Here is a 13,125-nt window from a genome sequence, read left to right as displayed (position 1 = left end):
CGCTCTCTGCGGTACGGCGACCGGCACCCGGTTGTGCAAGCCAGACCGTCTAGCACGGTGCTTGCCCGCCCTGCCGCGTCATTCGAACTCCGCACAAGGAACGAGCCGCGCATGGCCGATCTGCATGCCGTCGCTGTCAGCCCCCTCGCCCATGACGGGCAACGCCCCGCCACCCGCCTGCCTTCGCTGGACCGCCTGCTGCGCAGCGCATCTTGCGAACCGCTGGCTCGCCGCTTCGGTCGCAGTGCCGTGCTCGACGAGCTGCGCAACCTGCTCGATGAGCTGCGCGAACCCGTGCGGCAGGGCCAGCTCGAGGCGGTCGAGGTCACCGACGCCGCGCTGGCCGGTCGCGCCGGCGAGCGGCTGGCCAGCCGGCATCGCAGCCGGGTCCGGCGCGTCTTCAACCTCACCGGCACGGTGCTGCACACCAACCTTGGCCGTGCTCTGCTGCCGGACGAAGCGATCGAGGCGATGACGCTCGCCGCGCGGTATCCGCTGAACCTGGAATTCGACCTCGCCACCGGCAAGCGCGGCGACCGCGACGCGCTGATCGCCGAGCTCGTGCGCGAGCTGACCGGCGCCGAAGCGGTCACGGTGGTGAACAATAACGCCGCGGCGGTGCTGCTGGCGCTCAACAGCCTGGGCGCGCGCAAGGAAGGGGTCATTTCGCGGGGCGAGCTGATCGAGATCGGCGGCGCCTTCCGCATCCCCGACATCATGGCGCGCGCCGGGGTGAAGCTGGTCGAGGTCGGCACCACCAACCGCACCCACGCCAAGGATTACCGCGCCGTCATCGGCCCGCGCACCGGCCTGCTGATGCGCGTGCACACGAGCAACTACAGCGTGCAGGGCTTCACCGCCAGCGTGTCCACCGCCGAGCTTGCCGGCATCGCCCGCGAGCATGGCCTGCCGCTGCTCGAAGACCTCGGCAGCGGCACCCTGGTCGACCTGACGCGCTGGGGCCTGCCGGCCGAGCCGACCGTGCAGCAGGCGCTGCGCGACGGCGCCGACCTCGTCACCTTCAGCGGCGACAAGCTGCTCGGCGGCCCGCAGTGCGGGATCATCGTCGGCAAGCGCGAGCTGATCGAACGCATCAAGAAGAACCCGCTCAAGCGCGCGCTGCGCGTCGACAAGCTGACCCTCGCCGCGCTCGAAGCGGTGCTCGGCCTGTATCGCGACCCGGACCGGCTGGCCGAGCGACTCACCACCCTGCGCCTGCTCAGCCGCCCGCAGGATGACATCCGCGAGCAGGCCGAACGCCTCGCGCCTCGACTCGCGGCCCGGCTTGGCGAGGGCTGGGACGTGGCGGCGAGCGATGTGCTGGGCATGATCGGCAGCGGCGCCCAACCGGTCGCACGGCTGCCCAGCGCCGGCCTCCGCCTGCGCCCGCGGCAACCCAAGCGCCTGCGCGGGCGGGCGTTGCGCCATCTCGAAGAGGCGCTGCGGGCGTTGCCCATCCCGGTCATCGGCCGGATCGATGACGACGCCCTCTGGCTGGACCTGCGCCAGCTCGATGACGAAACGGGCTTTGCCGAACAGCTCGCGCAGCTGGCGGTGCAGGCGCCGTGATCGTCGGCACCGCTGGCCATATCGATCACGGCAAGACCGCCTTGCTCCGGGCGCTGACCGGGGTCGAGGGCGATCATCGCCGCGAAGAACGCGAGCGCGGCATCACCATCGACCTCGGCTATCGCTACGCCGACCTGGGCGATGGCGCGCCGACCGGCTTCATCGACGTGCCGGGCCACGAACGCTTCGTGCATAACATGCTCGCCGGTGCCTCGGGCATCGACCTGCTGCTGCTGGTGATCGCCGCCGACGACGGCGTGATGCCGCAGACCCGCGAGCACCTGGCCATCGCCGAGCTGCTCGGCATCGGCCGGGCGATGGTCGCGCTGACCAAGATCGACCGCGTCGCACCGGCGCGGCTGGACGAGGTGCGCCTACAGATAGGCGCCCTGCTCGCGCCCGGCCCCTTTGCCGGCGCCCCGATCTTCCCGCTGTCGAGCGTGACCGGCGAAGGCGTGGCCGATGTGCGCGGGGCGCTGGCCCAGGCGGCCGGCGAACGCACCCGGCGCGGCACGAACGGCCTCTTCCGCCTGCCGATCGACCGCGCCTTCAGCGTGGCAGGCGCAGGCGTGGTGGTGACCGGCACCGCCTTTGCCGGTGCGGTCGCCAGCGGCGATGAGCTGATGCTCAGCCCCTCGGGCCGGCGCGTGCGGGTGCGCGGCCTGCATGCGCAGAACCGCACGGCGGACGCAGCCCACGCGGGCCAGCGAGTCGCCCTCAACATCGCTGGCGACCGGCTTACGGTCGAGTCCATCCGCCGTGGCGAATGGCTCGTCCATCCCGGTTTGCACGGCCCGGCGACGCGGCTCGACATCGAACTGCGCCTGCTGCCCTCAGAAGTTCACGCCCTGACCCACTGGACGCCGGTGCACCTGCACCTCGGCGCGCAGGACGTGACGGGTCGCGTGGCGCTGCTCGATGGCGACCGGGTTCGACCGGGCGAGGTGGCACTGGCCCAGCTCGTCCTCAACGGTCCGACCCATGCCGTGCATGGCGATGCGCTCGTCCTGCGGGACCAGTCGGCCCAACGCACGCTGGGCGGCGGCCGCGTGCTCGACCCCTTCGCGCCGACCCGCCACCGGCGCACGCCCGCGCGCATCGAGCAGTTGCGGGCGCTGCGCGGCCAGACACTGGAGGCGGCGCTGCCGACCCTGCTCGCGCACGCGGACAACGGCATCGCGCCGTGGACGCTCGAACGCCAATTCAACCACCCGCGCGCGCACTGGCGATTGCCGGCCGGTGTGCTGGAACTGACGACACGCCAAGGCCCGTGGCTGTTCGCGCCCGAGGTGTGGAATGGCCTGCGCAGCCGCCTGCTCGCCGCCCTCGAGCGCTTCCATGCCGACCAACCTGACGAGCTCGGCCCCGATCGCGATCGCCTGCGCCGCATCGCCCTGCCCCAGCTCGAACGCCCGGTCTTCATCGCACTGCTGGAAAGCCTGCTGGCCGACGAAGCGATCCAGGCCAGCGGCCCCTGGCTGCACCTGCCGGGCCATCGCGTGCTGCTCACCACGGCGGAGGAATCGCTCAAGGCCCGGCTCTGGCCACTGCTCGTCGCGGGCGGTTACGACCCGCCGTGGGTGCGCGATCTGGCCCGCGCGCTCGATCGCGACGAGGCCGAGGTCCGTCACCTGCTGCGCAAACTGGCGCGGCTGGGCGAGCTGCAGCAGGTGGTCCGCGACCTTTTCTACCCCGAGGCCACGGTCCGCGCGCTGGCCCGTCGGCTGCTCGCGCTCGAAGAAGAAGTGGGAACGGTCCAGGCGGCGGATTTTCGCGACGCCATCGGCCTCGGGCGCAAACGCAGCATCCAGTTGCTCGAGCACTTCGACTGCATCGGCCTGACCCGCCGCCTCGGCAACGCCCGCAAGGTCCGCCGCGACAGCGCCCTGGTCGCTGCGCTGGCTGTCGATGCCGCTTCGACGCCGCCAGGCTCGTAGGGTGCGTACGCCTCGCCGTCTTCGCTTTCGTAGGAGCGAGCTTGCTCGCGAACCGGCGCGACCGTTGCCCCGTAGGGTGCATTCGCGAAGCAATGCACCGGTCGTTCCGCAGTGCTGGCCTTAGGCGGATTGTTCGCTCCGCTCCTGAATCCGCCCTATGGCTCGGCAGTCTTGGCGTTTCCCGCCCCGATGATTCATCGCGAGCAAGCTCGCTCCTACAGACAGCCTCGCCGTCTTGGCCTTCGTAGGAGCGAGCTCGCTCGCGAACTCGGAGGTGCATTCGTGAAGCAATGCACCGGTCGTTCCGCGGTGGCTGGCCTTAGGCGGATTGTTCGCTGCGCTCCGGAATCCGCCCTACATCTGTAGCGCCCTGCAAGTTGGTGCGGAGCCGCCGGGATCGCCCGCAAGCGGGCTCCTACGAAGGGATGTCGAGGCCAACAGGTCCGAAGAGGCTGATGCGGCAATTTGTCGGACACGATTTCGCCAAGCCGCGGTCGAACGTTTCGCTTGTTAACAAACAGGCCCACTCTTTCGCTTGTTTCGAACAGGCCTCTCTGAGGAAGGCAATCGCACCCGGTGGTGCGGCCGGGCTTCAAACCCGGTTGGGGACGGCAGCCGTTCCCGGGTGAGTTCGACTCTCACTGCCTTCCGCCACCTTCGCTTCGCGCGATATACACACCGTCCATCAGGGCTTCGGCGAGTATGCCGCGAGCGGTCTAGGCTGGGGAAAAAGGGTCACCAATCGACCACCGGCATGAACCCTCAAGCCAGGCGGCAGTCGACCCCTTCGTGATAGCCGAAAAATAAAGTTACAAGGAGATACCCATGTCAGTGCGCGTATCCCGGCGCAGTTTCCTCAAGCTGGGCGCGGCCGGACTTGGTGCTTCGAGCATGGCCATGATGGGGTTCGCCCCGGAACAGGCCCTCGCCTCGATCCGCCATTTCAAGCTCACCGGCTCGACCATGACCCGCAACATCTGCACCTACTGTTCGGTGGGCTGCGGGATGCTGCTCTACACGCGCGGCGATGGCGCGATCAATGTCATCGACCAAGTCTACCACGTCGAGGGTGACCCGGATCATCCGGTTAGCCGCGGCTCGCTGTGCCCGCGGGGCGCCGGCGTGCTGGACTTCATCAACAGCGAGACGCGCGTCAAGTACCCCGAGGTGCGCGAGCCGTTCACCAATGAGTGGAAGCGCATCAGCTGGGACGAGGCCTTAGATCGCATCGCCCGTCACATGAAGGACGACCGCGACCGCAATTTCGAGACGCACGACGACAAGGGCCAGCTGGTGAACCGCTGGCTGACGACCTCGATGGTCGCCGCCTCGGCCTGCACCAACGAGACGGCCTACCTGACACAGAAGATCGCCCGCGCGCTGGGCATGCTGGTGGTGGACAACCAGGCACGCGTCTGACACGGACCGACGGTGGCAGGTCTTGCCCCTTCATTCGGTCGCGGTGCCATGACCAATCACTGGGTCGACATCCGCAACGCCAACGTCATCCTCTCGATGGGTGGCAATTCCGCCGAGGCGCATCCGGTGGGCTTCCGCTGGGTCATGCACGCCAAGGAGCGCAACAACGCGATCCTGATTTCGGTGGATCCGCGCTACAACCGCACCACAGCAGTGGCGGACGTTCATGCCTGGCTGCGTACCGGCACGGACATCGTCTGGCTGGGCGGGCTGATCAACTACCTGATCGAAACCGGTCGATTCCATCATGAGTACGTGCGCGCCTATACCGACGCCTCGCACCTGGTGGAAGAAGGCTTCGGCTTTGACGATGGCCTGTTCGTCGGCTATGACCCCGAAACGCGCACATACGACAAGACCAACTGGAACTACCAGAAGGATGAGCAGGGCTTCGTCGTCACCGATCCGACGCTGGAACATCCCCGCTGCGTCTTCCAGCTCATGCGCCAGCACTACAGCCGCTACACGGTGGACATGGTCGAACAGGTGTGCGGCATGCCGCGCAAGAAGGTCTTGCAGATATGGGATCTGATCGCGCAGACCTCTGCGCCCGACAAGACCATGACCATCCTTTATGCGCTGGGCTGGACGCAGCACACCATCGGCTCGCAGATCATTCGTACCGGCGCGATGGTGCAGCTGCTGCTGGGCAACATGGGCATGCCGGGCGGCGGAGTGAATGCACTGCGCGGCCACTCCAACATCCAGGGCCTGACCGATATCGGCCTGCTGTCCAACCTGCTGACCGGCTACATGGGACTGCCCGCGGCGGAGCTGCAGCGCTACGAGGACTACATGAAGGTCCGCACCAAGCAGCCCCTGCTGCCGGGCGAAGTGTCCTACTGGAAACACTACGACCGTTTCTTCATCAGCCTGATGAAGGACTGGTACGGCGACCTCGCCACCGCCGAGAACGACTGGCTCTACGACTGGCTGCCCAAGCTGTCGCAACCGCTCTACGACGTGCTCTATGCCATCAACCAGGCCGCCAAGGGCGAGATGACCGGCACCATCTGCCAGGGCTTCAACATCCTGGCGTCGTTCCCGCACAAGGATAAGGTCCTGGAGGGTCTGTCGAAGCTCAAGTACTTCGTCATCATGGATCCGCTGGAGGTGGAGACCGGCGAGTTCTGGAAGAACTACGGCGAATACAACCCGGTCGATCCGGCCACCATCGGCACCGAGGTGTTCCGGCTGCCGACCACCTGCTTCGCCGAGGACGACGGCTCGATCACCAACAGCTCGCGCTGGCTGCAATGGCACGTCAAGGCCGCGCCCGGTCCGGGTGAATCGCAGACCGACATGGCGATTCTCGCGGGGCTGATGATGCGGCTGAAGAAGCTGTATCAGGACGAAGGCGGCGCCTTCCCGGACCCGATCCTCAACCTGACCTGGAACTACACCAACCCCTGGCACCCGGAGTCCGAGGCACTGGCGAAGGAAGCCAACGGGCGCGCGCTGCGGGACATCACCGACGAGACCGGCAAGGTCATCAAGCGCGCCGGTGAGCTGCTCGATGATTTCTCCCAGCTGCGTGCCGATGGCAGTACCGCCTGCGGTTGCTGGATCTACACGGGCTCCTTCACCGAGGCCGGCAACATGATGGCGCGGCGCGACAACGCCGACCCGTACGGCGTCGGCACCACGCTCGGCTGGGCCTGGGCATGGCCGGCGAACCGTCGGCTGATGTACAACCGCGCCTCCGCGCGGCCGGACGGCACGCCCTGGGCCTCCAACAAGGCCTATATCTGGTGGAACGGCGAGCGCTGGATCGGTGCCGACGTACCGGACTACCCGATCTTCACGCCGCCGTCGGCCGGGGTCGGCCCCTTCATCGTCACGCAGACCGGCACCGGGCACTTCTTCGCCAGCGAACAGCTGAACGATGGCCCGTTCCCCGAGCACTACGAGCCGATGGAATCGCCGATCGACCGCAACCCGCTGCACCCGGACAACCCGCTGGCATTCCATAACCCGATCGTGCGGGTGTTCCCATCGGACCGCGACCATTTCGGCACCAATGACGAGTTCCCGTACGCGGCGACGACCTACCGCCTCACCGAGCATTTCCACTTCTGGACGACGCACGCGCTGCTCAACGCCATCGTCCAGCCGGAGAAGTTCATCGAGATCGGCGAGGTGCTGGCCGCCGAGCTCGGCATCGCCCAGGGCGAGCGGGTGCGGGTGACGTCCAAGCGCGGCCTGATCGAAGCGGTGGCGGTGGTGACCAAGCGGATGGTGCCGCTGCAGGTGGACGGCCGTACGGTCCATCAGATCGGCATCCCGCTGCACTACGGCTTCAAGGGCGTGGCCCGTCCGGCGCACCTGACCAACTCGCTGACCCCCTTCGTGGGCGACGGCAATACGCAGACACCGGAATTCAAGTCGTTCCTGGTGAATGTCGAGAAGCTCTAGGAGAAGGCCATGCGAGGCGACCAGATCAACCTGCAGAACATCGTCGCGCGCTCCGCGTCGATCACCCCCTCCCCCCAGGTCCGCCAGGGCGGCGTCGAACAGGTCACCAAGCTGATCGACGTGTCCGTGTGCATCGGCTGCAAGGCCTGCCAGGTGGCGTGCATGGAGTGGAACAACACGCGCGACGAGGTGGGCCACTGCCACGGCGTGTACGACAACCCCATCGACCTCACCGCCGAGTCGTTCGAAGTCATGCGCTTCTCGGAATACGAGAACGAGGAAGGCGACCTGGAGTGGCTGATCCGCAAGGACAACTGCATGCACTGCGCCGAACCGGGCTGCCTCAAGGCGTGCCCGGCCCCCGGCGCGATCGTGCAGTACGCCAACGGCATCGTCGATTTCAACTCCGAGCACTGCATCGGCTGCGGCTATTGCCGTGCCGGCTGCCCGTTCGACATCCCGCGCTACAGCGAGCGGGACAACAAGGCCTACAAGTGCACGCTGTGCTCCGACCGCGTCTACCACGGGCTGGAGCCGGCGTGCGTCAAGACCTGCCCGACCTCGGCGATCATGTTCGGCACCCGCGAGGACATGCTCGACTACGGCGCCCACCGGGTCGAACACCTCAAGGGACGCGGCTACGAGAACGCCGGCATCTACAACCCCGCCGGGGTCGGCGGCACCCATGTGGTCTACGTGCTGCAGCATGCCGACAAGCCCGAGATCTACAGCGGCCTGGCGAAGGACCCGCAGATCAGCCCGGCGGTCGAGGCCTGGAAGGGCATCACCAAACCGATCATGTCGGCGGTGCTCGGCGCCTCGGTGCTGGCCGGCTTCTTCCACTACGTCACCAAGGGCCCGAAGGAAGAGCCCGAGGACGACCCCGATCCCGAAAACGCCGGGCGCGCGCGGGAGATCGACCGGCACGATGGGGAGGACCGGCCATGAGCCATTCGAACGTCAAGAGCGGCATCTTGCGGTACGGCTGGTGGACGCGGCTCAACCACTGGATCGTCGCGATCAGCTTCACCCTGCTCACGCTCAGCGGGCTGGCGCTGTTCTATCCGGGCTTCTACAGCTTCACCGGCCTGTTCGGCGGGCCGGAGGAAACGCGCATCCTGCACCCGTACATCGGGGTCTTCATGACCCTGCTGTTCGTCATCCAGGCGGTGCGTTTCTTCCGCGACAACCTGATCCGCCGGCATGACGTCCAGTGGCTCAAGCAGATCCGCGATGTCCTAAGCAACCGCGACGACCGACTGCCGCCGGTGGGCAAGAACAACGCCGGCCAGAAACTCGTGTATTGGATCTTCCTGGCGACCGTGCCGGTGCTGCTGGTCAGCGGCGTGATCATCTGGCGCCCCTGGTTCGCCGAAGACGTGCCGCTGTGGCTGCACCGCAACGCGGCGATGGTGCATGCCTATGCCGCGTTCATCGCCATCGTCACGCTGATCATCCACATCTACTCGGCCATCTGGGTCAAGGGCTCGATCCGCGCCATGACCCAGGGGCGCGTCAGCCCCGCCTGGGCACGGCACCACCACAAGCTCTGGTACGAGGACATCATGCGCGGACGGGCACGGGGCGACGACCACGCCTCGACGCCCTCGGCGCGTGAATCGACAAGGAACCCGCGATGAAAGGCGTCAATCACAGCTTTGGCAGCGCACCGAGCGGCATCATGGAGCCGCCCGAGGTGCTGCTGCCCCAACCCGACATCTTCGCCCGGCGCGCGCTGCGCATGCGTGAGCTGGCCGAACAGGTGCCGCCGCTGGCGGATTTCCTGTCGTTCATGGCCCGCATGGTGCAGGCGCAACAGCAGGTGCTGGATGGTCGCGAGCCCGCCTGGCGGCCGACGCCCGGCGCCTTCGACGTCGCGCTGGAACACGGCATGCCGCCGCTGTCGGCGGCTTCGCTGCGACGGGAACTGGACTGGCGCGCCGACCTCGCCGCCCTGCTCGATGCACTGGAGCTGCACGTCGCTGAGCGCCAAAGCCCCCTGCTGGAGGCACTGCGTGCGAAAACCGACGACCAACTGGAAGAGCTCGCCGAGCTGATTCTGGAGATCAAACCTGGCACCGATGCCGATCGCGGCCTGCTGCCTTTCGTCGCCGCGGCGATGCAGGTTGCCTGGGCGCGCCTGGCGCTCGCATTGCCCCGCACGCCCGAGCGACCCACCGGCGCTGCGCGCAGCCTCTGCCCCTGTTGCGGCTCGCGGCCGGTGGCCAGCGTGATTCACATCGAGAAGGACCGCCAGGGCGTGCGCTACCTGCATTGCAGCCTCTGCGAGACCGAATGGCACCTGGAGCGCGTGACCTGCACCACCTGCCACAAGGGCGGCCAGCTGCACTACTTCGGCCTCGACGAAGCCGACGGCAAGCTCGCCCTGCCGGCACAGGCGGAGGCCTGCGGCCACTGCAACAGCTATCTGAAGATCGTACCGCGCGAGTTCAACGCCAGTGCCGAACCGCTGGCTGACGACCTCGCCAGCCTGGTGCTGGACCTGATGCTCGACGAACAAGGCACCTACGCCCGCAACGGCTACAACCCGCTGCTGATCGCCGGCTGAAACGCACCGGCACCCGTCGAGGGTGCCGGCCCGGTCACAGGATCTCGACGCCCTCGCACTTGTAGTCGCCGATGAAGGTGTCCTCCTGCAACACCTCGCCCTCGAGGTTGAAGCAGAACAGGTAGCTCTCGGTGCGTTCGCCGATCTCGACGCTCTTCAACCCAATGCATTCGTCCGGGTGGCCCGGCACCAGCTTGAACGAGGAAATGCCACGCTCGGGCACGCACTCGCCGATCGGCAGGGTGCGGACCAGGCTGAAATCCTCGTTGGCGATCACCAGCCGATGGTTGCCGCGCTCGCGTTCGTCGATCGCCAGGTCGAAGGGTTCGCTCGACACCTTGCGCGGAAAGAACAGCCACTCGCGCCGGTACGGATGCCATTCCGCCGCCTCGTGGATGACGTAGCCCCGCTCGCCGACGCCCAGCGCCTCGCGCATGAGCTGGTAGCGCTCGTGCCAGTCGACGCTTGCGAGCCCGTAGTTGCGGTCGAGGATCTTGACCCACTCCTCCGGCGCCGTCTTGCCGTGGCTGCCGACGATCAGCCGGTCGCCCCAGAGCGTCGCCCACTCGCTCTTGAAGCCCTTGAAGCGCTCGTCGCCGCTGCCGGTCATGAGGATCTGGCGCGGCACCAGCTGGTTCTCGTTGCGAATCTCGCAGACGAGGCCCGTGCGGTCGTCGAAGGTCACCAGCCGCTTGCCGAACATCACCAGCTCCGAGAATTCCGCACCCCGCCCGCCCTCGGCGATCAGGCTGACGAGCCGATGCTCGCCGCCCCGCTCCGGCGGGATTTCCTCGAGCCGGTAACGGACGCGCCCGGTGGCGTCCACCTCGCGATGCAGCAGGTCATAGCGCAGCGTCGATTGCCAGGCGATCTGGCCATCCTCGAGTTCGACCTGGGCGGCGTGATCTTCGTCGGTGATGATCGCCAGGGTGTAGGTGTCGGTGGTTTCGTCGTACCGCTCGAGTCGCTGGATATCGGCGTTCAGGCTCATGGATGGCTTCCTGTCGTGGGTGGATGGCCGGGATGGGCCGCGCGGGATGCGGCTTCGCGTCGCAGGCGGCCCTTGCCCGACGCTCGCGACTGTGCCTTGCCTGCAATCGGCGCCATACTTTGCCGCATGCGCGAGTGCCTATGCCGCCTCGCCGCCCGATTAGGCTTGATGATGAGGTGGTCAGTGGACCAAACGATGGCTTTCAACCGCGCCCTGGTGGAGAAGTACGACCAGCCGGGACCGCGCTACACGTCCTATCCGACCGCGCCGCAATTCCATAGTGCGTTCGCCATCGATGACTACCACGCCGCGGCACGCGCCAGTAACGAGGCGCGCGACCCCAAGCCCTTGTCGGTGTACATCCACATCCCGTTCTGCAAGAGCCTCTGCTACTACTGCGCGTGCAACAAGATCATCACGCAGAAGACGCACCGCGCCGTCGAATACCTCGATTACCTCAAGCGCGAGATCGCGATGCAGGGCGCGCTGTTCGATAAATCGCGCAAGCTGACCCAGCTGCATTTCGGCGGCGGGACGCCGACCTACCTGACCAGCGAGCAGCTCGGCGAGGTCATGGAGGCGCTGCGGCAAGCCTTCAACATGGACGATAGCGACGCGCACGAGTTCTCCATCGAAGTCGACCCGCGCACCATCGACCCGGAGCGGATCCAGGTGCTGCGCGAACAGGGCTTCAACCGGCTGAGCTTCGGCATCCAGGATTTCGACGAAGACGTGCAGCGCGCCGTGAACCGGTTGCAGAGCGAGGAGCAGGTCCGGGCGCTGGTCAGTGCCGCGCGCGCCGCGCAGTTCAAGTCGGTCAGCGTCGACCTGATCTACGGCCTGCCGCTGCAAACCGTCGCCAGCTTCGACAGGACGCTGGACAAGATCATCGCCCTGCGGCCCGACCGCATCGCCGCCTACAGCTATGCGCACCTGCCCGAGCGCGTGCGGGCCCAGCGCCTGATCCGCCGCGAGGACATGCCGCCACCGGAGCGCAAGCTGGAGCTGCTGGAGCTGACCATCCAGCGCCTGACGCAGGCCGGCTACGTCTACATCGGCATGGATCACTTCGCCCTGCCCGACGATGAGCTGGTTCTCGCCCGCAACAACGGCACGCTGCAACGCAACTTCCAGGGCTACTCGACGCACGCCGATTGCGACCTGATCGGCCTTGGGGTGTCCTCGATCGGCAAGGTCGGGGACAGCTACAGCCAGAGCGTGAAGGAGCTGTCGCAATACTACGGCCGGCTGGACGAAGGCATGCTGCCGGTCCAGCGCGGCTACCGCCTGAACGACGACGACCGGCTGCGCCGCGAGGTGATCCTCGACCTGATGTGCCTGGGCCGCATCGACTTCCGCGATATCGAGCGGCGACACGGCATCGTGTTCCGCGACTATTTCGCCGGCGCGCTCGCGAAGCTCGACGAACCGGTCAAGGACGGTCTGGTGACGATCGAGGACGATGCGCTGGTGCTGCTGCCGCAAGGCCAGCTGATGATGCGCAACATCGCCATGGCCTTCGACGCCTACCTCGACGGCGAGCAACAGACGCGCTTCTCGCGCACCGTCTGATCCAGCCCCCCGGCGGCGGGCCACGCCTGCCGCCGACAGCCGATAAAACGGCGGGCGCCGTTTCGTGGTCCACCCTTGCACACCGGACAAGGAGACGACCCATGAAGATGTACGCCCGCTTCGCCGCCATGATCGCCACCTCGACGCTGGTCATGTTTGGCCTGATGTACCTCAGCGCCTACAGCCTCGATCACGTGCTGTTCAGCCAGACCCGCGCCTACATGGCCCTGTACATGGGCGCAGCCATGTTGATCGTGATGCTTGCTTTCATGCTGCACATGTACCGCAACACGCGCCTGAACATCGCGCTGTTCACAGGCGCGGGCCTGTTGTTCGTCGCCTCCCTGTGGCTGGTGCGCAGCCAGGCCACCGTCGAGGATGTGGCCTGGATGAAGGCGATGATTCCGCATCACTCCATCGCCATCCTGACGAGCGAGCGCGCCGACCTTTCCGATCCGCGCGTACGCGAACTGGCGGAGCAGATCATTACCAGCCAGCGCGAGGAGATCGCGAGGATGAAAGCGCTCATCGCCGAACTCGAACAGCGCTGAGCCGCCCTGCCACACTCTCCGCCGCCCCGGCCACCGCGGCTA

Annotated in this window: 9 protein-coding genes and 1 tRNA gene; 9 read left to right on the top strand and 1 reads right to left on the bottom strand. The window is 66.9% G+C overall.

Annotated features, from left to right (window positions below):
* The first annotated feature begins 111 nt into the window (after nucleotides 1-111).
* The 7 genes from selA to fdhE all read left to right on the top strand — a co-directional run bounded on the left by selA (nucleotide 112) and on the right by fdhE (nucleotide 9,969).
* Complete coding sequence (selA, locus tag D7325_RS03325; RefSeq protein WP_120994023.1) at nucleotides 112-1,569, top strand: L-seryl-tRNA(Sec) selenium transferase; 1,458 nt, start codon at nucleotides 112-114, stop codon at nucleotides 1,567-1,569.
* Nucleotides 1,566-3,506 (top strand): selenocysteine-specific translation elongation factor, encoded by a 1,941-nt coding sequence (gene selB, locus D7325_RS03320; RefSeq protein ID WP_120994021.1) that lies wholly within the window; start codon nucleotides 1,566-1,568, stop codon nucleotides 3,504-3,506. The genes selA and selB overlap by 4 nt, the downstream gene beginning before the upstream one ends.
* 558 nt (nucleotides 3,507-4,064) lie before the next feature.
* A tRNA-Sec gene (locus D7325_RS03315) sits at nucleotides 4,065-4,160 on the top strand.
* A gap of 177 nt (nucleotides 4,161-4,337) precedes the next feature.
* Nucleotides 4,338-7,400, top strand: a complete 3,063-nt coding sequence (fdnG, locus tag D7325_RS03305; RefSeq protein WP_162987994.1) for a formate dehydrogenase-N subunit alpha — start codon at nucleotides 4,338-4,340, stop codon at nucleotides 7,398-7,400.
* Nucleotides 7,401-7,409: 9 nt separating this feature from the next.
* Entirely contained in the window at nucleotides 7,410-8,348 is a 939-nt protein-coding gene (gene fdxH, locus D7325_RS03300; RefSeq protein ID WP_120994015.1) for a formate dehydrogenase subunit beta, read from the top strand.
* Nucleotides 8,345-9,040, top strand: coding sequence for a formate dehydrogenase subunit gamma (locus D7325_RS03295; RefSeq protein ID WP_120994013.1), 696 nt, complete (start codon nucleotides 8,345-8,347; stop codon nucleotides 9,038-9,040). Before fdxH ends, D7325_RS03295 begins: the two co-directional genes overlap by 4 nt.
* Nucleotides 9,037-9,969, top strand: a complete 933-nt coding sequence (gene fdhE, locus D7325_RS03290; protein ID WP_120994012.1) for a formate dehydrogenase accessory protein FdhE — start codon at nucleotides 9,037-9,039, stop codon at nucleotides 9,967-9,969. Before D7325_RS03295 ends, fdhE begins: the two co-directional genes overlap by 4 nt.
* A gap of 34 nt (nucleotides 9,970-10,003) precedes the next feature.
* Here the strand turns inward: fdhE and D7325_RS03285 are convergent, their stop codons facing one another.
* Nucleotides 10,004-10,960, bottom strand: a complete 957-nt coding sequence (locus D7325_RS03285; protein WP_120994010.1) for a hypothetical protein — start codon at nucleotides 10,958-10,960, stop codon at nucleotides 10,004-10,006.
* Between the two features lie 183 nt (nucleotides 10,961-11,143).
* Here D7325_RS03285 and hemN point away from each other — a divergent pair, with 183 nt between their 5' ends.
* Nucleotides 11,144-12,532 carry an oxygen-independent coproporphyrinogen III oxidase gene (gene hemN / locus D7325_RS03280; RefSeq protein WP_120994008.1) on the top strand — a complete coding sequence of 463 codons (1,389 nt, stop codon included), beginning with the start codon at nucleotides 11,144-11,146 and terminating at the stop codon, nucleotides 12,530-12,532.
* A 101-nt stretch (nucleotides 12,533-12,633) separates the two neighbouring features.
* On the top strand, nucleotides 12,634-13,083 hold the full coding sequence (locus D7325_RS03275) for a DUF305 domain-containing protein (protein WP_120994006.1): 450 nt from the start codon (nucleotides 12,634-12,636) through the stop codon (nucleotides 13,081-13,083).
* Nucleotides 13,084-13,125: the final 42 nt, after the last annotated feature.

Source organism: Stutzerimonas urumqiensis (assembly GCF_003640395.1).
Taxonomy (GTDB): domain Bacteria; phylum Pseudomonadota; class Gammaproteobacteria; order Pseudomonadales; family Pseudomonadaceae; genus Stutzerimonas; species Stutzerimonas urumqiensis.
This window is presented reverse-complemented; position numbering and strand designations above follow the sequence as displayed.

What these genes read in the sequence shown, in the direction of transcription:
- D7325_RS03285 (WP_120994010.1), bottom strand. Translation starts at nt 10,960, where the DNA reads ATGAGCCTGAACGCCGATATCCAGCGACTCGAGCGGTACGACGAAACC.
- fdhE (WP_120994012.1), top strand. Translation starts at nt 9,037, where the DNA reads ATGAAAGGCGTCAATCACAGCTTTGGCAGCGCACCGAGCGGCATCATG.
- fdxH (WP_120994015.1), top strand. Translation starts at nt 7,410, where the DNA reads ATGCGAGGCGACCAGATCAACCTGCAGAACATCGTCGCGCGCTCCGCG.
- D7325_RS03295 (WP_120994013.1), top strand. Translation starts at nt 8,345, where the DNA reads ATGAGCCATTCGAACGTCAAGAGCGGCATCTTGCGGTACGGCTGGTGG.
- selA (WP_120994023.1), top strand. Translation starts at nt 112, where the DNA reads ATGGCCGATCTGCATGCCGTCGCTGTCAGCCCCCTCGCCCATGACGGG.
- D7325_RS03275 (WP_120994006.1), top strand. Translation starts at nt 12,634, where the DNA reads ATGAAGATGTACGCCCGCTTCGCCGCCATGATCGCCACCTCGACGCTG.